Origin of the sequence: Pyrobaculum neutrophilum V24Sta, assembly GCF_000019805.1 — an archaeon.
GTDB classification, from domain to species: Archaea; Thermoproteota; Thermoprotei; order Thermoproteales; family Thermoproteaceae; genus Pyrobaculum; species Pyrobaculum neutrophilum.
Genome location: NC_010525.1, coordinates 1418852 through 1439049, shown reverse-complemented (window position 1 = coordinate 1439049; position 20198 = coordinate 1418852). Strand labels below are relative to the sequence as shown.

Below are 20198 nucleotides of genomic sequence, written 5' to 3'. Positions count from 1 at the left end.
TCACCTCTTGACCCACCTAGCGTAGGCGTGTATGGGAACGTGGATAAATCTGAGTTCGTCGCGCCAAGTCGGCGCCACTCTGCCCCTGATTGGTATCTTGGCCCCGCAGAACCTACACCTGTACTCCCCTCCCCTCTCCTCCAGGTTTATCTCCAGTATGTCGAAGCCTCTCCTCCTTATTACGACGCGGCCGCACTCAGGGCAGTACGTGTGTTCGTATTTGTGGCCCGGCACGTTTCCCACGTAGGCAAATCTGGCCCCCTCCTCCCTAGCCACCTCCACGTGTTTCTCCAGCGTTTCGACTGGGGTGGGGGGGAGGTGGCGTAGGTTGTAATCCGGGTGGAAGCGGAGGAAGTGCATCGGCACGTCGGGCCCAAGTATGTCGATCACCCGCCTAACCAACCTCCTCGCTTTCTCTAGGTCGTCTCCTATCTGGGGCACCACGAGGTCTGTCACCTCCACCCATATGCCGTATTTCTTCAACTCTGAAAGCGTCTCGAAGATGGGCTCTGCGTCTTGTACATATACGTACCTCCGGAGGAATTTCTCGTCGGCGTTGCCCTTGAAGTCCACCGTTGCTGCGTCTAGGAACTCGCTAGCGTATCTCACGGCCTCGGGCGTCATGTACCCATTGGTTACAAAGGTGTTGAAGAGGCCTCTGGCGCGGGCCAACACCCCCACGTCGTGTGCGAACTCGATGAATATGGTAGGCTCGTTGTAGGTGTAGGTTATGCCGTGGGCGCCGTAGCTCTCCGCTATTTTCACGAGAAGTTCGGGCGTCACCTCGAACCCCTCGGCCCTCCTCCTCTGGCTCAGTTCGTAGTTCTGGCAGTACTGACACGCCCAGTTGCAACCGAAGGTGGAGAAGGATAGGACCAGAGCCCCTGGATAGAAGTGCGTCAGAGGCTTCTTCTCTATTGGATCCACCGCGATGGCCGAGATCAAGCCGTAGACGTCCAGCCTCAGAGCTCCTCCCCTCACTGTCCTAACTCCGCAGAACCCCGTCTGGCCCTCCCTCAGCTTACACCTCCTGGCGCAGGCGAGGCACTCTATGCGGCCGTCGGGAAGCCTCCTGCTGAGAACAGCCTCCACGCCTCCACCGCGTTGCGGCTAATAAAGTTTATCTCAGCGTAGCTCAGCCCGTTCACCTCTCACCGGTTTGTTTTCATCAGCCGTTCCAGCGCCGGCCACCCGTGGCCACAAATGCCTCTTCATCACGTACTCTAGGGGTTTATAGGTTTAAAACTTCGTAGGTGCCACACCCCTCTAGCTCAGCGGCCTCAGCCACCTCAAGCTCGTGGTAGTGGCGTACTGGGAAGTCCATATTTTCGCTTGCGAGAGCCCGCACCGCGGGGAGGTAGACCGCGGCGCCTCCGCATCTGCTTATGAGGACGAGCTTGCGCGCCCGTATCCTGCCCTGCTTCAAGATCTCCCTCAGCTTCTGCTGATCGTAGCTTCCGCCCCCGCAGAAATCGAGGATGGCGAAGAGGCAGTCCTTTTTCTCCATTAGACTCTTCTGCCCTTGCGCCCGCTGGGCGGCCTAATGATGTCGTGGGGTATCGGCGTAACGTCCTCTATCCTCCCTATCACCAAGCCCGAGCGGGCGAGCGCTCTTATCGCGGCCGAAGCGCCGGGGCCGGGCACCTTCATGCCGTAGCCCCCTGGCCCCCTTACCTTTATGTGAACGGCGTTTATCCCCCTTGCGAGAGCCAGCTGAGCGGCCTTATACGCCGCCTGCATGGCGGCCCAGGGAGAGGGCTTGTCCTTATCTGCGCGTACCACCATGCCGCCGCTTACGCGGGCCACGGTTTCTGCGCCTGTTAGGTCTGTGATGGTTATTATCGTGTTGTTTGAGGAGGAGTATATCCAGGCGATCCCCCACCTCAGCTTCTGCGGCTGCTGTTCCGCAGACATCGAACCCCCAACTACCTCTGCTATTTATCTTTTTGCCCAGCCCTCCCCCTCTTTCCCACATATCTGGGGAGAGCCCCCGCCTCCTCCAACGCGCTTGCTATGGCTATGGCCAGGGAGGGTATGACGAAGTCTGTGGCTATCGTCACCTCGGGGACCAGGTCCACCACCAGGGCGGCGAAGCGGTAGACGCCGGGCGGCACCCCCTCCCTGGACCCCACCAACACGTTTACCCGGTCTTCTCTGAACAGATCCGCTAGCTTGTCCTTGACGTGGGTGATGTAGTCGCCCTTCGGGTCTGTGACCACGATGGGCTCGCCATGTCTATCTCTCACGTATTGATACAGTTCGTGGACGTAGAGCGGAACCCTCCTCACCGGCCTGCCGTAGCTCTTCGCCTGTATCTGATATCTACTCTCTATGCCCTCCTCCACCGCCTCCAGGAAGATCCTCAGAGTTCTCCCAGACACGGGCTTGTGAAGGAGGACGGCTAGCTCGCCGACTTCGAAGGTCTGTGCCGCCCTGCCGATTCTCTCGCCCATCTTCCTCACGGCCTCCTCGTCGCCCTCGTAGACGAACTGGCCCACCGCCATCTTCCTAAAAACGGCCAGGGGGAGCGGCTTATCTCGCCTAAGTTTTCTGTACTCCCGGGTGGCCGGTACACATACAGCCGCGACGTCTTGGAAGATCTCTATATACAAAGGCTTCGTGGGCTCCTCCAGGTCGACCTCGGCCCCGGTGGCCTCCTTAACTGCCGCCCCCACCCTCACGTTGACGTCCACCGAGGTGAAGCCGTGGACCCCCCTCCTCGTGGTGCGTATCGCAAACGTGTCGCCGGCTTTTATATACCGCTTGGCCACCTCCACCGCAGCCTTCTCTATCTCGGGGAGCTCCGCCTTGACCAGCGCCTCTACCACGAGGATTCTGTCCGCCTCGGGAGCCTTCTCGGCTATCAACTCGGCGGCTTTCCACTTGTCCGGGCCCAAGCCCTTCGCTACGACTATCCCTAAATATCCATGGGGCGCTGCCTCCACCTCCGCCCCGGGGCCCAACAGCTCTTTAACCACGGAGGCCGCCGCCCTCTCTAGGCCCCTTCTGGTCTTTATCACAAGGTCCACAGAACCCGCCAACTACAGGCAAAAAAACATGACCCCTCCCCGTCCTAAAGGGCGGGGCTTCCGCCTATAACGTAGTTTTTAAATATACGGCCATATATAACTATGGCAAGTTGGAGGCTTGAGGAGAACATACAGCGCGATATGGAGAAGGCCCAGGAGGCTGTCGAGCTCTACGGCGGCCACGTCCTCAAGGCCCCCAACAGGTACGAGATTAGAACCGGCGTGGTCGTGGCGGCCAGATTCGCCGATAAGCTGAGGCGTACTGCCTTCGCAGTATTCGGCGGGGTGGTGCCGCGGGAGGAGATAGTGAGAGCCACCTCGGAGCTCAACAGGAAGATCTACGAGAAGCTCATCTCGATGGGCGTCGGCAAGCTGGACATAGTGAGGATAACCGTAGAAGCGTCCGTGGAGGGCGGAAGGCTGGTTTTCGGCGAGCCCAAGATAGAGTGGTTCATCCCCCACACCGCGCTCGAGAAGAAACTAGAGGAGTGCGAGAAAAAAATGGGCGAGGTTAGGCAGAAGATAGAGGCGCTACTGAGGGAACTGCCCTAGTCGACCTTTATCTCAAATCCCCTTTTTTTCTTCTCTACCTTCTCCAGCTCTATGGAGAGCACGCCGTTTTTATACGTAGCCTTGGCCTTGTTTGGATCCACGGCGGCCGGTAGCCTAATTTCCTTGTGGTACTTCCTCTCCTTGCCCCTGGCGTCTATCGTCAACGTTCTCCCGTCTTCGCTCACGTAGAGCTTTATATCCTCCTTCTCGACGCCGGGCATGTCCACAACCACCTTAATCTTGTCGTTCTCCTCGACGACGTCGGTGAGCGGATCTATCTCGTCGACTACCTCGATCCTCTCCACATCCGGCTTCCTCCTCACGTTGCCGAACTCCCTCACCACCGGCCGGCCGTCTGGGCCCATGGTTATTTCAAAGCCGTAGTAGTAGTAGCGAGGTCTCCCGGGCCCGCCCGCCGACAGCCTTCTGAAATCCTCCTCGATCTGGCGCTCCACCTCCTCGAAGAACTTCTGCCACCTTCTCATGAACCTCTCGAACTCGTCGAATATGGACATGTGTAACATATTGCTTGCTCTATTTATGCTTTAGTCGACGTCCTCTGGGCTAAAGCCCGGCTATAGCCCGTCTTACCCTCTTGGCCATCTCCTCGTAGCGCCTTATGTCCTCTGGGGTAAGCGACGGCGGTATCCTCTTTAGAGCTTCCTCGAAGTGCTTGGCAGAAACCGGCTTAGCCTTTACAGACCTCTCCTTAATTGTCTCTCTCAGCGCTAGCATTGCCGCCTCCCTCACGACTGCGGCGAGGTCTGCGCCGGTGTAGCCCTCTGTCCTCTTCGCCAGCTCCTCTAGGTTTACGTCGTCCCCCAGCTTTATCCTCTTGGTGTGTACCTTGAGTATCTCAACTCTCGCCTTTAGGTCGGGCGGAGGGACGTAGATGACTCTGTCGAAGCGGCCGGGCCTCAGCAACGCCGGGTCCAGTATATCCGGCCTGTTTGTGGCGGCCATGACAACCACGTTTTTGAGCGTCCCGATTCCGTCCATCTCCGCGAGTAGCTGGTTTACCATCCTGTCCGTAACCCCCGAGTCGCCCAGCCGGGACCCTCTTGCAGGCGCTATCGAGTCTATCTCGTCGAAGAAAATAACGCAGGGGGCCGCCATTCGCGCCCGCTTGAAGACCTCGCGTATGGCCTTCTCAGATTCGCCAACCCACTTGGAGAGGAGCTCGGGCCCCCTTACTGCGATGAAGTTGGCGCCGGACTCGGTGGCCACCGCCTTCGCAAACAACGTCTTCCCAACGCCGGGCGGCCCAAAGAGCAGTATGCCCTTAGGAGGCTCAACGCCAAGCTCGTCGAAGTAGTGTTTATACTTCATAGGCCACTCCACTATCTCCCTCAGCTCTTGTTTTATGGTTTCGTACCCCCCGATGTCGTCCCAACGCACCTCGGGCACCTCGATGATGACCTCCCTCAACACGGTGGGGTGGACGTACTTCATAGCCTCTTGGAAGTCGGACATCCCGACCTTCAGTTTGTTCAAAACCTCTTGTGGAATGACGTCTAGCTCAACGTTTATCATCCCCCTGTTCATGGCCTTTCTTAACGCCGCCATGGCGGCCTCTTTTGCAAGCGCCGCGAGATCCGCGCCGGTGTAGCCGTGGGTCATCTCAGCGATTTTGTCTAGATCCACCTCCTCCCCCTGTGCACAGATTTTGTTCTCCACGTCGGCTTTTGTACAAAGAGGCATGTTGCGCGTGTGTACTGCCAGAATCTCGCGTCTGGCTCTCTTGTCCGGCATGGGTATGTGGATCTCTCTGTCGAATCTTCCTGGTCTTCTCAACGCTGGGTCTACTGCGTCTGGGCGGTTGGTTGCTCCTATTACCACTACCTGTCCTCTCTCTTGTAGCCCGTCCATTAGGGTTAGTAGCTGGGCCACCACCCGCTTCTCCACCTCCCCCGTGACCTCCTCGCGTTTGGGGGCTATGGCGTCTATCTCGTCTATGAAGATTATGGCGGGGGCGTTCTTCTTCGCCTCTTCGAAGATCTCCCTAAGCCGCGCCTCTGACTCGCCGTAGTACTTAGACATGATCTCGGGGCCGTTTATGGCGACGAAGTAGGCGTTAGCCTCGTTAGCCACAGCCTTGGCGAGGAGGGTCTTGCCAGTGCCCGGAGGGCCAATCAAGAGGATACCCTTCGGAGGCTCAATACCCAAATGCTTAAACAACTCAGGATGCCTAAGAGGAAGCTCCACAAGCTCACGAATCTTCTGCTTAGCATCCTCCAAATCACCAATATCCTCCCAGGTGACCCTAGGGATCGTCAGCTCGGCCTCCTTCACAGGCTCCTCCCGCACCGCCACCTCTGTGTCTATGGAGACGTAGGCCGCCGGGCCGGGCTGCACCTGCACCACGACGAATCTGATGGCGCCGCCGTAGAAGGGCACGTCTATGGCCTGTCCCCTGGCCACCGGTTTGCCGAGGAGCACCTGCTTCTTGAGATACTCCGGGTCTACTCTGACGGGCTCCGTGGGCGCCAAGACAACCCTCTGCGCCGATTTCAAGACGGCCTTCTTAACCTTCACGGTGTCTCCTATGCCGACGCCCGCGTTCTGCCTAATGATGCCGTCCATCCTAATGACGTCCTTATCCTCGTCCTCCGGATACGCCGGCCACACCTGGGCGTAGGCGGACTTCCTACCGAAAATCTCCACGTAGTCTCCTGGCTCTATGCCGAGCTTCTTCATTATGCGGACGGGGATTCTGACGATGCTTCTACCCACGTCGCGCGACTTAGCCTCAGCCACCTTGAGAATGACCTCAGACATGATGGAACCCTCGGCTAGAGTATAAAAAGAATTACCTAGCCAGTTGCTTCGCCTCCTCGACTTCGGGGATCTTCTCCGGGGCGGCGTAGGTGATGTATACCCTGGCCAGCTCCTTGACCACGTCCATCTTGTTAAGGACCCCTACCAGTCTACCCTGGTCGTCAAATACGGGGACTATGCCGTGTTCCAATAGCTTGTCGACAACCTCCACCACCTCGGCCTCCGGCCCCGTCTTAAGCTCGACGAGTTTCATGACGTCGGAGGCTGTCAACGTGCCGGCTTTAGCGTAGCGGATCCTAGATAGGCCCGACGTCACCTTTTTCAAAACGCCGGCTTTCGTGAAGAATATTAGCCTCTCCCCTCTAAGGCTCTCCTCTATAGGCCTTAGGGATAGGTCGTCTACTGTGACTATGCCCTTCACCTCGTTGCCCTCCGTCACTACAACGCCGTCTAGCTCGTAGGCGTTTATCTTTCTAATGGTGGAGGATAGGCTGTTGAAGAGGTTTACTGTGGCGACCTCGGGAGGCGTCATCAGCTCGCCCACCTTTGCCCTTCTGCCGCGCTCCTTGTAGGCTTTCACAAGCTCGTCTTTTGTCACTACGCCAACCGGCGCGTTGTCGCCTCCGACCACCACGACGTATTCTCTGCCGGCCGCAAGCATCTTGTACGCCACCTCTTCCACAGTCGTGTCCGGGGAGGCCGTGGGGAAGTCTGTTTTCATGACGTCTCCGGCGGTTCCCTCCTCCACTAGCACCTTAGCCGTCTCGCCGGGCATCACCTGTTCCTTTAGCACCAGCATCTTGCCCTTCTGTCTACGCCAGTAGCCCAGCGACTTCTCCGCTATATATGTTACAAAGTCGCGTCTGGTTATAAAGCCCACGATCTTCCCCTCGTCGTCGACCACGGCAACTATACCGCTACGGCTTTTGAGGAACACCCGGCGTATCCTCGAAAGCGAATCTCTGATGTTTACGGAGGGTATGTCGGTTAACATGACGTCTTTCGCCCTTAGGCCTGTTACATGTTTAGAGGGCCTTACTCTTATGGCGGCCTCCAGCGCCGGCTTCTCCACAGCGACTTCAACTGCCCTCTTGACCTCCACGTCCTCTCTCCCCTCCTTGGGGCCGTATATGTATGCATGTAAGACATCCCACGCGGTCACAGCCCCCACCACTCTCTGGTCTTTGTCCACGACGGGCACCACGTACTGTCCCGTGGAGGCCATGTATCTAGCCACCTCCTCTATAGGCGTCTCCGGGGTGGCCACAGCCACCCCTCTAAACATGATCCTCCACACCCTAGCGGCGCCCACGTGCTTGCTCTCGCCCCTAGCCACGCGGGTACCAAACAGCGGCCTTGGCTCCCCGGCGCCCTTGAACCACCTCCGCGACTTCAGGAAGTCCCAAACAGTCAGTACACCCGCCGCGCCTCCCTCTCTGTTTAGCACTATGTAGCCGTCTACCTCGCCGCCGACGAGCTTTTTGAAGATCTTGGACACCCTCTCGATAGCTTTTACGAACCCCGCCCTACTCTTACTCTCGTCTACGGAGGTGTAGACCGCAGCGACCGACCTAGCCTTGGGCTCCCTCAGGAGAAGCGCCGAGAGTAGACCCCTGAGGGTTACAACCCCCGCGTATTTGCCCTCCTCGTCTACCACCAGCGCTCCCCACTTTGACTCCGCGATTAAGATCTCGGCCACGTTTTCGATCCTCCAGCTCTCCTTCACCACCACGGGGGGGTTGAGGAAGTCGCCGACTTTGGCGTCCAGCTTCTTGCTCTTTATCAACAGGGCGGTGTGTGGATAAACCACGCCCGCCACCTCCTCCGAGAAGACCGACTTAAACACAGGCACGACATCTATTGGGAACTTCCTTAGGTACGAGGCCAGGGTTTCAAGGGCAGTGCTCGTGGTAACTCTAAACGGGGGATGCTCAACGACGTCTTTAACGCTTTGGGGGGCCCTAGGCCCCACCACCTTCTCAACCTCTTCCCTCTTTAACACACGCTATATTACGCACGGTTTTTTAAGATTTACAAGTCGTCCGCGTAGAGCTCGCCTCCGAGTTGCGCCAAGAAGCGCCCAGCCGCCACCTCCGCCCTTCTCCCCCCAACTTCCAGAGAGGTGGGGCCTACTACGACGAAGTTGCCCCTTGGCCTATCTGCGATTAGAAACACAGTTATCCCAAGACCCGCCGCCATCTGCGCCGCCTCTCCGCTGTCGGTCACCAGAGGCACGTTTTTCGCCTTGGCGTAGAGCAAGGCGTCGGCTAGGCCGAGGCGCCCCGGCAGAGCGCTTTTGGCGACCCCCCGCGGCTCAGCCCCGCCATTCCACAGCTCTAAGATGGGCCTAAGCCACGGGTAGCGGAGGGACCAAGCCGCGGCCTCCTCCCTTGAACGCCTGGAGAGGAGGTCCTTCACCAAGGCCGTTTGCTCAGGCGTGAGGCCCAAGGCCGTCTCTAAAACCGCAACGGCTACCTCCGGGCTGGCGCTCGAGAGAGAGGCTAGACGCGCCGGGGGCGCGTCGACTGCCCCATATGCGACCCCCGCGCCGAAGTACCTCTCCACCAGCTTCAACGCAACTTCTGGGGGCCCGACGAAGTGTATAAGCCCTTTGAAATCCGCCGCGGCGGGTTCCGGCAGATATCTGTCAAGCGTGCCGACCCCCCGTCGGAACGCCTCTTCGTTGACCTTTCTACATATGGAGTAAAAGCACCTTATGTACGACCCTCCTAGTTTGACGAAGAAGCTGTGGAGGTCGCGGCCCCCTTTTGCGAAAAGGCAGACGAGCCCCAGACGCGCGTCGTAGTACACATCGCCGTCCGGCGCCGCCGCGGTTCTCTGGCATATGAAGCCGCATGCGCTCCGCCTATAGGCTAGATAGGCTACGGCGACCGCTAGGACGAGCACGAGAGGCTTAGCGGGCGTCTCGACGGCCATCCCAAGCGTTAGCACTGAGACGGCCCGTGATAGGCGGGGCATAGTTGGCGCTAGGTAGACGGCAACGGCCCCCATAGCTAGTAGCAGAGCCTTGGCGGCTCCCGAGTAGGGCGAGAGAAGCGCCCCCGCCGCCCCCAGCGCCGAGAGCGCCGGCGTGTAGAGTTCACACTTCACAAGTTGGCGCCAGAGCGCTGAATATGCATATATGTAGTATCTGGCCGCGTATAGGACAGCAGCTAGGACGGCCAGCGGTGGGCTTATTAGGAGGAGCGCGGCTAGCGCTACAAACAACGCGGCGCGCCGCATCTATATAAACACGGTCCCGGGGTAAAAATACGTGGTTACTCAAGCAAGGGTGCAGATCGGCGTTGTGGGCAAGCCCAACGCGGGCAAATCCACCTTTTTCGCCGCCGCCACGCTTAAAGACGTCAAAATCTCGCCGACCCCCTTCACCACGATAGACCCCAACATAGGGATAGGCTATGTGAGGATAGACGGGTGCCCCTGCTCGGAGATCAAGTGCAGTCCGCGGACCTACGCCGTGGTAGACGGCGTGTGTTTCGCGCCGGTGGAGCTGATCGACGTGGCGGGGCTTGTCCCAGGCGCGTGGCAGGGGAGGGGGCTTGGCAACCAATTCCTCGACCACCTCAGGAGGGCCCCCGTCCTAATACACGTCGTAGACGCCTCGGGGTCCACGGACGAAGAGGGGCGGTTGGTCAAGCCGGGGTCGCACGACCCAGTCTCCGACGTCTACTTCCTGGAGAGGGAGGTCGATATGTGGATGGCGTCAATACTCCGCAAGGACTGGGACAGGGTCGTCCGCCAGGTGGAGTTCAGCAAGAGGGATACCGCAGAGGTGTTGCTCGAGAAGCTGGCGGGGCTGGGGATCGGGAGGGCGCAGATAGAGAGGGCTCTACAGGAGGCCGACCTTTCCAAGAAGCCGCCAAGTAGGTGGGGCGAAGAGGGGCTTCTGAAGTTCGTCGGCTTGGCTAGGGCGTATAGCAAGCCCATCGTGATCGCGGCGAACAAAATCGACATCCCGGAGGGGGAGGAGGGCTACAGGAGGCTGAAGGAGGCGTTTCCCGACAGAATCGTGGTGCCGACCTCCGCCGAGGCCGAGCTGGCCCTTAGGCGCGCCGCTGCGAGGGGGCTCATTAGGTACAAGCCGGGCGACAGAAGCTTCGAGGTGGTTGGCCAGCTGACGCCTCAGCAGAAAGCCGTATTAGACAAGATAGCTACATTGCTGGAGAAGTGGGGTAGCACAGGGGTGACTAAGGCCATAAACACGGCGGTGTTTGACGCCCTTAAATACGTAGCAGTTTACCCCGTGGAGGACGAGAAGAAGCTGAGCGACAAAAGCGGCAACGTCCTACCCGACCTACTGCTTGTGCCCCATACGTACACCGCCAGGGATGTGGCCTACGCGATACATACAGAGCTGGGAGAGAGATTCGTATCCGCCGTAGACGCTAGAAGCGGCAGGAGACTTGCGGCCGATGAGCCCGTCTCCAACGGACTCATCATCAAGATACTCGCGAGGTAGCTATACGGCTTTGCTCCTCAGGAGGGAGATCCAGATGTTTTTCCTCAGCGGCTCTGGGAGGTGGCCGTTGCCGTCGTTGCCGAGATCCGCCTCCCTCGCAGGTGGGGCCTTGGCCGCGCGCGGCTCCGGCCTGCTTGACTTAAGTATGGCAAGTATCTCATCCAGCTTTTTCAAGACGGCGTCTTGAACCTCGTGTATCAATACGGCTCTGCTTGAGGAAACCGATATAGGCTGCGCCTGGCTGAACACGTTATACATGTACACCGAGGCGCTGAAGGCGTAGTAGCGTTGTCCGTCCACGGGCTCCTCGGCGAGCTCCAACGCCCTCCGGGCCTTTGACAGAGCTTTGTACACTGTGTTTATAGATATCCCGAGCCTCTCCGCTATCTCCCTCGGCCTAAGCCCCTTGGAGTAGAGATCCGCGACCTTCCTCTCCGTCTCCGTCAACCTCACCGTCATGATGACGATGTCGGCTAATTAGGGTTTCTTGAAATACTCGGGTAATATGGAGGTAAGCTTCTCCACGACCTCCCTAGCCTCCTTCTCCTTTATCTCCTCCCTCCCATGCCACGCCAAGTTTCCTCCCCACCTCGGTATGACGTGGATATGCATATGGAAGACCATCTGCCCGGCCTCTCTGCCGGCGTTTGTGACCACATTCACCGCGGGGGCCCCCAGCCTAGCCCAAGCCTTAGCAAGCCTCGTGGCTATTTCGAAGCCTCGGGCCGCTTTTTCCAGAGGAGCGTCGAGTATATTGACGTAGTGTTCTCTGGAGACCACCAACAGATGGCCATAGGACGCCGGGTACTTATCAAGTATAACGACGAAATCCTCATCCTCGTACACCTTCCACGCAGGGGCCTCGCCTCTTACGATCCTGCAGAATATGCAGTCCATGGCCCCCGGAGAAAAAGCATTTAAATCTATTGGCGCCTAGAGACGGGTGGGGGGTCTAGAGCGGCCCAGAGGGCTCCTGTGACAAGGCCCCCTGCCGCGGGGTTCACACACGCCGTTTTGACCCTTCGCCGCCGAGCTTCAGCTTCTCCAGCTGGAATTCCAACGGCCCACGATCTAGAGACTCTGCATAGCGGAGTGGGTTAGCCTCTCGTACAGCTCCGCTTCAGCCACCCCCACGCCGGAGAGGCGCAACGCCCTCGGGCGCTGGGGCAGAGAGGGGCGCGTGCCGCGCGGCCCGACTACTCGCCACATGTATCTTGGACGCCGGCAGGGTATTGGCGAGGGAGACTCCAAGGCGCCTAGGCGGTTCGCATATCTCCGCTTAACGCCGCATTCTCGGCCTTGGGGCAATGGCTGAGGTCAACAGGTGATTTTGGTGCCCGGGTTCTCCCCCCTCAGGATTGCCCCGATGTGCTCTGGCCTACGCCCGTCGAATATATACACCGTGATGCAGTTACGCCTAAGTATGGAGATGCTCCAGACGTCCATCAGCTCGTAGCCTCCGGGCAACGACGAGGATCTCACTATTCTCTCGAACTCGTCGTATTTCAGGTGGGGCAACCTCTCGGCTTTTGGGTTTTTCCTCGGGTCGTCGCTATATACGGCGTCGATATTTGCGGCATTTAACAAGACCGATGCCCCTGCGGCCTCGGCCACGAGGGCGGCTACTGTGGCGGTGGACTGGCCCGGCTGGAAGCCTCCCGCCACCACGACTCTGTGGCTACGCCACGCCTCCAAGAACTCCTCGATGTTCGTGGGCACCTTTGGATAGGCGTCGCCTAGGAGGGAGATTAGGAGAAGCGCGTTTAGGCGGCTGGCATAGATGCCTATTAGGTCCTGGAAGGTGTTGGAGGCGCCTCCCCTCTTGGCCGCGGATATGTACCTCCTGGCGAGCTCGCCGCCGCCGGTAACCACCGCGATTTTCACGCCGTATGACTTAATGGCCTCCGCGTACTTGAGAACCAGTTCTTCGTCTTCGAATATCCGCCCAGACAGCTTAACTACCACCGCCATGGTTGGCCAAGTATTCTCTTACCCCCCTCACCGTCCCCTCTATCACGTGGGCTGGCGCTTCGCCGAAGTCGATATGGGGGGTCTCCCCTTTACACGCCTTTCTAAAGCTACTGAAGTTCCTCTGAACCACGTCGATCAGGTACCTATCCTCGAATCTATACAGAGCCTCCACAAGGGCTTGCTCGGAGCAGTCGGCCGCGAGCCAGGCAGCGCGGGACTTCGCCTTTGAGATCTCGGCGAGTAGCTCGTCTACCGTCACCTCCCTGCCGTAGAGGGCCGCCCTCACCTCCCTCCGCCCGAGGAACTTCTTGTGTATCTTCACCACGACTGGGCCGAACTCCCCCTCTCTCCCCTCCGATAGGGCTTTGGTGACCGCGTCGGCGACGTTGGCCAGTTCGATGTCGCGCGCGTGTGTCTCCATCAGCCGTTGGCACTCGCACAGCCTGTTTAGGAATTCCTTAACGGCGTCGGCCACTATGCCGACTACCACGTCGTGAGCCGACACGGCACGTTGTGGCTCCCTGTTAAAAAGTTTTATTTTAGGCAGGGGAGGCGTGTGGTGACGAATCCAGGCTAGCCGACTTATGACGACGGATCTAAACGCCGACTAGCCCCTCCTCCTGGGATAAATGTACTCCTTCGGCGCAGCCCTTATCGGCTCTAGATAGGGCCTCAGCGCCTTCGGTATCTCCACGGCCCCGTCTTCCCTCTGGAAGTTCTCCAGTATTGCCGTGATGGTGCGCGTGGTGGCTAACCCTGTGCAGTTGAGCGTGTGTACAAACTCCCGCCTCATTCCCTTCCTAGTTACCCTGATCCCGAGTCTATACGACTGCCAATCTGTCACATTTGAACAGCTGGCCAACTCCCGGTACATCCCCTGGGCTGGGTACCACGCCTCTATGTCGTACTTCTTAGCCGCAGGCGCCCCCAGATCGTGGGCACATATGTTGACCACCCTGTAGGGGAGTCCTAGATCTCTTATGAGGCTCTCCGTATTTTTCGTGATCTCCTCATGCCACTTCCAAGAGTCCTCGGGCAGAGAAAACACGAACTGCTCCACCTTGTGGAATATGTGCACCCTAAATATGCCCTTTAGATCCCTATTGCCGGCCCCCGCCTCTTTCCTGAAACAGGGCGACCAACCGACGAAGAGGAGGGGTAGCTCCTCCTCCACGAGCTCCCTCTTGTGGAGGTAGGCGGCTATCCCGTGCTCCGCGGTGGCTATGAGGTAGAGGTCCTCGCCCTCTATTTTGTATATGGCGTCTTTAAACGTATCAAAGTCGAGAACCCTCCTTATTACGTCAAACTTAAGCATATAGGGCGGAACCACGGGCCTAAAGCCCTGTTGCGCAAGGCGGTCAAGGGCATACATCGCCAGGGCGAAGTCCAGCCATACCAAGTCGTCGAATAGGTAATAGAAGCGGCTCCCCGCCACCTCCCCCGCCTTAAGGGTGTCAGCCATCCCTAGGACAACCTCCGCCATGTCTGCATGGCCGACCGGCGGCTTTTCCACTACTACATACTCTACGCCCTCTGGAGCCGCCGCGCCTTTAACGACCCTTATGGTGCCCCAGTGTCTCACCGGCACCGAGTCCACGCCCTCGGGACAGACCGGCACCGAGTCGTGTATAAGGTTGGGGAAGCTCCAGAGCAGCTCTTCCCTCTCCCGCTCAACTGCCTCCATCTCCTTCTCCACTTTTTCAAGCCTAGCCGCGAGCTCCCGCGCCTTCTCCACGATCTCCCTCCTCCTGTCGGGAGGAGCCCTTGCCCCCTCCCTCGATAGTTGGTTGTAGCTGCGCCTCAGCTCGTCAACCTCCCTCTTGAGTTGCCGCCATCTGCCGTCTAGCTCTATGAACCGATCGACGAGAGATACGTCTAGTCTCCTCGCCGCCAGGACCTTTCTAACGTGGTCAGGGTTGTTCCTAAGCGCCTCTAAAACGCTGTAGGACATAGAGCGGAGGGCGGCCGCTCTATAAAACTTTTGACGCCACTAGCGGAGGGCGGCCGCCAGCGACTTGAGAAGGATAAAGAGGCGGGACATCTCGTCTCGGTCGGAAACGCGGAAGACCAACAGCGGCACCGCGTAGCTGGGGTGCCAGAGCTCGACGTAGACGGCATCCCTCAGAGATACAACGTGTATGTAGTACTCCCGGTCCCCTGCGGGGAGCTTGTATATATAGCGGCGACCTTTCTCAAACCTAAGTATGTCGACTAACTCGTAGGGCGCGCCCTCTAGCTCACGTATCAGCAAAACGCCCTCCACAACGCTGAAGACGTTTGTCTTTATATCTTGTGGCACCGGCAGAGCCTAGTCCCCGGGGCGCGGTCACACGACCTCCGTCTCGCCGTCTTCGCCGCCCTCAACCAAGCTGAAGTAGATCGCGCGGGCCAACTTCTTTCCCTCGGGAAGCACGCCGCCTAAATACACGAGGGACGATAGGCCAAGCAGAGCTAGAGAGAGCGCCAACGTGCTGTCGAACCTCAGCTGGGTCAGCGAAAACGGCGCTACGGCCCCCCGCAAGTAGCCCAGCTTAACCATCGCCGCCGTTAGAGAGGCGAAGAGGGCTAGCGAGAGCCCCACGGTCACAAGCCATCTGCCGTCGCCCCTGTTTCTAAGGGCAGTCGCAATGTTTACAACGATGTACGGCACAACAGAGACGAATGTCATCATGTACACCCCCACCAACAGGGGGTATACGTCCAGCACGCCTGCCCACCAGACGTTAAACAACGTGTATAGTACGCTGAAAATAACAAAGATGAGACCTATCCTCACGGACCTAGATATGATGTTAATCATGGCGTAGACGCCGCCTCCATTTATTAGGCCAACTCTGAAAAACTAGCCGCACTCTCCGGTTTTGCAGTAGGGGTCTTTGCCCTCCTCTAGGGCCTTCAACTTGGCCTTCTCGGCGGCCTCCTCTATGGAGGCCTCTAGGGCCACGGGCTTCACTATTATCTTCGTGTCGGCCAGCTTCTTCTTTATCTCCTGCTTCAGCCCTGTGTATATCACCTGCACAGACTTGGACTTGTCTCTATACACCGTTATGCCCTTCACGCCGAGGGCCCACGCGAGGGCGAAAGCCCAGTATACGTCCTCCTTTGGGGCGTTGGCGGGCATGTTTATGGTCTTGGATATGCCCTGATCCACCCACTGCTGCGCGCTCGCCTGCATTAGGACGTGCCACAGCCAGCCGATCTCCATGGCGGTGGCGAAGAGGTGCTTCACCTCCTCCGGCAGAGGGGCGTCCTTGAGCATGCCGGTCTCCTCCACAGTCTTCCTCACCTGGGGCGTCCAGAGGCCCCTCGCCCTCAGCCACTCCACCGCCGGCCAGTAGTACTCTATGAGGGTGCCGACGGTCACGTTCCTTATGAAGGCCAGGGCGAAGACGGGCTCCACGCCGCTTGTGGTGCCGGCCAGTATGCTGGTTCTGCCCGTGGGGGCTATGGACAACACCACCGAGTTCCTCACGCCGCCTCTGACCTTCTCCCTCAGCGCCTCAAGTCTCGGCCTCAGCCACTCCCTCGTCCTCATGGTTATCCCGCGGAGGCGGTCGCCTGCCTCCCTCAGCTCCGGCGGGAGGGCTCCTCTGACGCGCTCCCACCTGCCCCAGACGTAGTCCTGGAACTTCAGAACCGGTATCTCGCCTCTGGCGTACGCCGACTTCTCGAAGAACTTGAAGGGCCCCCTCTCCCTGGCCAACTCGGCGGATTCGTCGAGGGCGTTGACGTATATCCACGCCATTATCCTGTTTATCAGCTCCACCGCCTCCCAGCTGGCGTAGGGGATGCCCAGCTTTATCAACAGCTCAGCGAAGCCCATGATGCCGAGGCCGTTCTTCCTCGTGGCGCGGTTCATCTCGTCTATCACCTCTATCCCCGTGTAGCTACGGTCTATCGCGTCGTCGAGGAACCTAGTGCCCAGGCGGGCCGCCTCGGCGAGGCCCTCCCAGTCTATACACGCCAGCTTCTCCTCGAAGGTCTTCCCGGCGCACTCCCTGGCGAACTTGACCAGGTTTATGTGGGTGAGGTTACACACCTCGAAGGGGTTTTGGACGGTCTCGGCGCAGTTGTGGCTTACAATTCCCTCGGCAATATAGCGGTGGTGTTGGGGAACTCCGAAGTCGTAAACCACCTCCCTCCCTATATACTCCACCCTTTCCACCGTGGCAAACGGCTTCTCCCGCCTACACTTCTTCGTGCTGACCTTCGCCAGCTTGCGCGGCGTCAGCCCTATCTTCTCCACGAACCTGCACCTCGACTCGTTTTTGATCACCAACTCGTAGTACTGGCCAGAGCCTCTGTACTCCCTCTTCTCGCCGCTCTTAGTAGTGTACGTGAATCCGCCCCCGGAACGCTTGCGCGTGTAGATAACCGAGTATATCCCGAACAGCAACAATAGCTGTTGCACATCTCTGAGCAACTGCAGAGACTGAGAGGTGAGTCTTATGGCGCTGTCCGCGTCAACCGTGCCGTCTGCGTCGAACAGGCCTCTGAGGAACGCCTTGATAATCCTCGGCTTGCTTCTAAAGATGATCTCCGGCACTCTCCTTTCGCCGCTCTTGGCGTGTATCAGCTCAGGTACCAACGAGGCGATCGCCCTACCTAACGCGCCAGGTATCTCCAGCTTAATTTCGCTCTTCGTCTCAGTAAGGCTGTAGCTGAGGTCGGAGCCGTATTCCGCCTTCAACATATCAACTAGGCTTACTGCGTCGTCCAGCTCGTCCCTGCCGAAGTATATGAATATGTGAGCCCTGTTGTGCTTGTCTACGGTTACAGAGCCGTCTCCCACCACCCGGCCCAGCATGTAGGCAACAGACAAAGGCATCGTGTCCTCGCCGATGTCCTCGCCCTCGATATCCACAGGCGCTATGACCAGCAGGTCCCCTGGCCTCAGCTGATCCACGCGCTTCCACTCAAACCCGCTCGGTCTATCCCTGCTTCCTTTCACCACTAGCAGACGGTGATCTGGCGTAGCCTTTATCTCGAAGCCCTCCCTAGTCACAACTCTGTAGACATCTTTCGTCCCCACTTTTATCACGCCAGACTTAACAACATCGTACCTCACCTGAGTTTTCCCATCCGCGGTGACCACTACATGAGGAACCACGACCTCTGCGGCGAACCCTCTGGGATCTCCATCCTCCTCAACGCCCTCGGTAATCAGCGCGAGCTCTCCCCTCTCTTTAGCTCTTCTGTATACCTCCGATATGTTGAGATAGCCCTCCTTAGTTAGCACTTTCGTATCGCCCGTGACGCAGGGGTTGACGGCTCTCCAGACGTATCTAAATCTGTGGCCGGCCACCTCTATCTCTTCGCCGAGGAGGGGGTTGGAGGCGTTTAGGTTGTCCTTATATATCACGCCGGGGTCTCCCGAGTCCCAGGCGCCCTCCGTGATCTCGCGGAAGAGCTCCCTCGCGTCTACCCAGCCGGCCACAGCCTCCTGCGGCGGGCTGACGCGGGTCTCCTCTACGGGCTTCCTCCCGGCCCTCTCAAGATATATCCTCGGGTTCACCAGGGGGTACTCCGGTTTGTCGAGACCCAGCGCCTTCTCCATGAAGGCGTCGTCTACGAAGACCGAGATGTTGAAGTTCTGGAGGTGGGCGTCTTTGAGCTCCCCCGTCTTGGCCTTTATGAACTTCCTCACGTCGGGGTGCCACACGTGTAGCGTGCCCATCTGGGCGCCCCTCCTCTTGCCCCCCTGCTTAATCACCTCGACGTTGGTGTCGAACAGCTTCATGAAGCTGACGGGGCCTGAGGCAACGCCGACGCTCCCCCTCACCACGTCGCCCTCCGGCCTCAGCAGGGAGAAGTCGTAGCCGACGCCGCCGCCCAACTGCTGTATTATGCCGGAGTAGGCAAGGGCGTCGTAGATGCAGAAGCGGCCTGGGTGGGAGAGGGAGGATAGGCAGTCCTCCACCTCCAGCGTGAAGCACGAGGCGAACATCTCCTTCTTAGTCCAGGCGTTGAACCAGAAGGGCGACGCCGGCACTATCCTCAGCGACGTGATTACGCCGTAGTACCTCCTCGCCGTCTCCACATCCCGGGCGACGGCTGTGGCGACACGCCAAGCCGCCATGCTGGGGGTCTCGGCCAACCTGAAGTCTCCGCCCCTCAGGGCGTAGTTGCCGTTGGTGAAGAGACGGAGGGCGTTGTAGCTGAGCGACCGGTCGAAGTCGGGCTTGGGCTCGAAGGCCTCCAGTAGGCGTAGAGACTCCTCCTTCAGCAGGCCGGCCTCCGCCAGCTGTCTATACCTCGCGAGAGCCCGCTCTAGATAGCCCGACTTGTGCCTGAGGAAGTCCTTGCCGAAGACCTCCTTGTAGACCCTGCCCAGGAGGTGGGACTTAGCCACCTCCGCAAGCTCCGGCCTATCTATGGCGCGTTTGAGCAACTCAAGCTGGACTAGATCCGCCAGCTCCCACGACCCCACAGCACGGTCCATCTTTATATCGACTTCGCCGTCTACCTCAACCCCTACCTCGCCAGCCGCCCTTTGGACAGAGAGCTTCAACTTCTCCGGCGAGAAAGGCTCCGTGGACCCATCGAGCTTGGTGACTGGATACATGGCTGATCCTCTGTTTTTCTATATATTCGCTACAGTTAATAACTTTCAGGGGGGAGATCCCCGGAAGTTTCTATATTCCTGTCAAACCTTGGCTAACGACATAAAGTCCGCGTCTGTCAATATGGTGGTCTGCTCCTCGGCCACCTTGTCTAGGTACCTCCTGCCAGACTCCTTCAGCGTTGTGTACACCGCCGCGGCTACGTCCTCTGGGACTGCGGGCTTTGGGTAGGGCAGGCCCAGCCTGCCCACCGTCGCTTTAGCCAACAGCCACATCTTCACGTGGATAGGCTCGACGTTGTCTACGTCGGCTCCGAGCCAGTACATCTCTCTAACTAGGCCGAAGGTCAGTATTTTGACGAGGCGCTCCCAGTTTTCGCGTATCAGCTCCTCCTCCCTCTCGGCGAGTCTCCTCGTGATCTGGTCGGTCTTATCCTCCTGCCGGTGGTACCTAGCCCTCGAGAGCACCGCCACCAGCTCCGGCTCGAGGGCGGGCTTCAGCGATTTGTACAACATAACCGCGGCCAGTATGGCCTGGCTCGCCATGACGCCTCTCATGAAGTTCTCCGCGGCTTCGTCGAGGTCTAGGTCCTTCTCCGTCTTGCCGTCTCTTAAGGCCAAAACGTCGTTTGGCTCCACCGGGTCAAGCAAGATGAGCCTCCCGTCGTTAAACACCGCGGGGACGCTTAAGATGTAGCTCTTGAGGTATGGGAGGTACCTTGTGCCGACCATTTCGAAGGCTATGCCGGGGGTTCCCCTGAGCGCTTTGTACAGCACATACGACGACTTGCAGGTGTGGTGTATCACCACCTTGATCATAAGGCCC

Annotated in this window: 20 protein-coding genes; 2 read left to right on the top strand and 18 right to left on the bottom strand. The window is 58.7% G+C overall.

Going from position 1 to position 20198, the window contains the following annotated elements:
• The 4 genes from amrS to TNEU_RS08190 all read right to left on the bottom strand — a co-directional run bounded on the left by amrS (position 1) and on the right by TNEU_RS08190 (position 3029).
• Positions 1 to 1092, bottom strand: a complete 1092-nt coding sequence (gene amrS, locus TNEU_RS08205; RefSeq protein WP_012350967.1) for an AmmeMemoRadiSam system radical SAM enzyme — start codon at positions 1090 to 1092, stop codon at positions 1 to 3.
• Between the two features lie 139 nt (positions 1093 to 1231).
• Positions 1232 to 1507 (bottom strand): hypothetical protein, encoded by a 276-nt coding sequence (locus TNEU_RS08200; RefSeq protein ID WP_012350966.1) that lies wholly within the window; start codon positions 1505 to 1507, stop codon positions 1232 to 1234.
• The gene (locus TNEU_RS08195) at positions 1507 to 1914 is read right to left on the bottom strand and encodes a 30S ribosomal protein S11 (protein WP_012350965.1); all 408 of its coding nucleotides are present in this window, start codon (positions 1912 to 1914) and stop codon (positions 1507 to 1509) included. The genes TNEU_RS08200 and TNEU_RS08195 overlap by 1 nt, the downstream gene beginning before the upstream one ends.
• A gap of 20 nt (positions 1915 to 1934) precedes the next feature.
• Positions 1935 to 3029 carry an SPOUT family RNA methylase gene (locus tag TNEU_RS08190; RefSeq protein WP_012350964.1) on the bottom strand — a complete coding sequence of 365 codons (1095 nt, stop codon included), beginning with the start codon at positions 3027 to 3029 and terminating at the stop codon, positions 1935 to 1937.
• A 102-nt stretch (positions 3030 to 3131) separates the two neighbouring features.
• On the opposite strand from TNEU_RS08190, the gene TNEU_RS08185 reads away from it, so the two are divergent.
• On the top strand, positions 3132 to 3581 hold the full coding sequence (locus TNEU_RS08185) for a DUF2258 domain-containing protein (protein ID WP_012350963.1): 450 nt from the start codon (positions 3132 to 3134) through the stop codon (positions 3579 to 3581).
• Here TNEU_RS08185 and hsp20 read toward each other — a convergent pair.
• The 4 genes from hsp20 to TNEU_RS08165 are packed head-to-tail and all read right to left on the bottom strand — an operon-like array spanning position 3578 to position 9602.
• Entirely contained in the window at positions 3578 to 4096 is a 519-nt protein-coding gene (hsp20, locus tag TNEU_RS08180) for an archaeal heat shock protein Hsp20 (RefSeq protein WP_148682425.1), read from the bottom strand. The genes TNEU_RS08185 and hsp20 overlap by 4 nt on opposite strands.
• 49 nt (positions 4097 to 4145) lie before the next feature.
• Complete coding sequence (locus TNEU_RS08175; RefSeq protein ID WP_012350961.1) at positions 4146 to 6359, bottom strand: CDC48 family AAA ATPase; 2214 nt, start codon at positions 6357 to 6359, stop codon at positions 4146 to 4148.
• 31 nt (positions 6360 to 6390) lie between these two features.
• Positions 6391 to 8361 carry a CBS domain-containing protein gene (locus tag TNEU_RS08170; RefSeq protein ID WP_012350960.1) on the bottom strand — a complete coding sequence of 657 codons (1971 nt, stop codon included), beginning with the start codon at positions 8359 to 8361 and terminating at the stop codon, positions 6391 to 6393.
• A gap of 29 nt (positions 8362 to 8390) precedes the next feature.
• Positions 8391 to 9602 carry a hypothetical protein gene (locus TNEU_RS08165; RefSeq protein ID WP_012350959.1) on the bottom strand — a complete coding sequence of 404 codons (1212 nt, stop codon included), beginning with the start codon at positions 9600 to 9602 and terminating at the stop codon, positions 8391 to 8393.
• Between the two features lie 31 nt (positions 9603 to 9633).
• On the opposite strand from TNEU_RS08165, the gene TNEU_RS08160 reads away from it, so the two are divergent.
• The gene (locus TNEU_RS08160) at positions 9634 to 10839 is read left to right on the top strand and encodes a redox-regulated ATPase YchF (RefSeq protein WP_012350958.1); all 1206 of its coding nucleotides are present in this window, start codon (positions 9634 to 9636) and stop codon (positions 10837 to 10839) included.
• Here TNEU_RS08160 and TNEU_RS08155 read toward each other — a convergent pair whose 3' ends face one another.
• The 10 genes from TNEU_RS08155 to TNEU_RS08115 form a co-directional block, all read right to left on the bottom strand.
• Positions 10840 to 11298 carry a sigma factor-like helix-turn-helix DNA-binding protein gene (locus tag TNEU_RS08155; protein WP_012350957.1) on the bottom strand — a complete coding sequence of 153 codons (459 nt, stop codon included), beginning with the start codon at positions 11296 to 11298 and terminating at the stop codon, positions 10840 to 10842.
• A gap of 18 nt (positions 11299 to 11316) precedes the next feature.
• Positions 11317 to 11736 carry an HIT family protein gene (locus TNEU_RS08150; RefSeq protein WP_012350956.1) on the bottom strand — a complete coding sequence of 140 codons (420 nt, stop codon included), beginning with the start codon at positions 11734 to 11736 and terminating at the stop codon, positions 11317 to 11319.
• Between the two features lie 174 nt (positions 11737 to 11910).
• A complete protein-coding gene (locus TNEU_RS10315) occupies positions 11911 to 12048 on the bottom strand; it encodes a hypothetical protein (protein ID WP_187146722.1) in 138 nt (45 codons plus the stop codon).
• A 108-nt stretch (positions 12049 to 12156) separates the two neighbouring features.
• Positions 12157 to 12810, bottom strand: a complete 654-nt coding sequence (gene pyrH, locus TNEU_RS08145; protein WP_012350955.1) for a UMP kinase — start codon at positions 12808 to 12810, stop codon at positions 12157 to 12159.
• The gene (locus tag TNEU_RS08140) at positions 12794 to 13315 is read right to left on the bottom strand and encodes a hypothetical protein (protein WP_012350954.1); all 522 of its coding nucleotides are present in this window, start codon (positions 13313 to 13315) and stop codon (positions 12794 to 12796) included. The genes pyrH and TNEU_RS08140 overlap by 17 nt, the downstream gene beginning before the upstream one ends.
• Before the next feature lie 102 nt (positions 13316 to 13417).
• On the bottom strand, positions 13418 to 14761 hold the full coding sequence (gene serS, locus TNEU_RS08135; RefSeq protein ID WP_012350953.1) for a serine--tRNA ligase: 1344 nt from the start codon (positions 14759 to 14761) through the stop codon (positions 13418 to 13420).
• Positions 14762 to 14800: 39 nt separating this feature from the next.
• On the bottom strand, positions 14801 to 15073 hold the full coding sequence (locus TNEU_RS08130) for a hypothetical protein (RefSeq protein WP_148682424.1): 273 nt from the start codon (positions 15071 to 15073) through the stop codon (positions 14801 to 14803).
• 63 nt (positions 15074 to 15136) lie between these two features.
• Complete coding sequence (locus tag TNEU_RS08125; RefSeq protein ID WP_012350951.1) at positions 15137 to 15610, bottom strand: hypothetical protein; 474 nt, start codon at positions 15608 to 15610, stop codon at positions 15137 to 15139.
• A 42-nt stretch (positions 15611 to 15652) separates the two neighbouring features.
• A complete protein-coding gene (locus TNEU_RS08120) occupies positions 15653 to 19375 on the bottom strand; it encodes an intein-containing adenosylcobalamin-dependent ribonucleoside-diphosphate reductase (RefSeq protein WP_012350950.1) in 3723 nt (1240 codons plus the stop codon).
• Between the two features lie 81 nt (positions 19376 to 19456).
• Positions 19457 to 20191 carry a thioredoxin gene (locus TNEU_RS08115; RefSeq protein WP_148682423.1) on the bottom strand — a complete coding sequence of 245 codons (735 nt, stop codon included), beginning with the start codon at positions 20189 to 20191 and terminating at the stop codon, positions 19457 to 19459.
• Positions 20192 to 20198 lie beyond the last annotated feature (7 nt).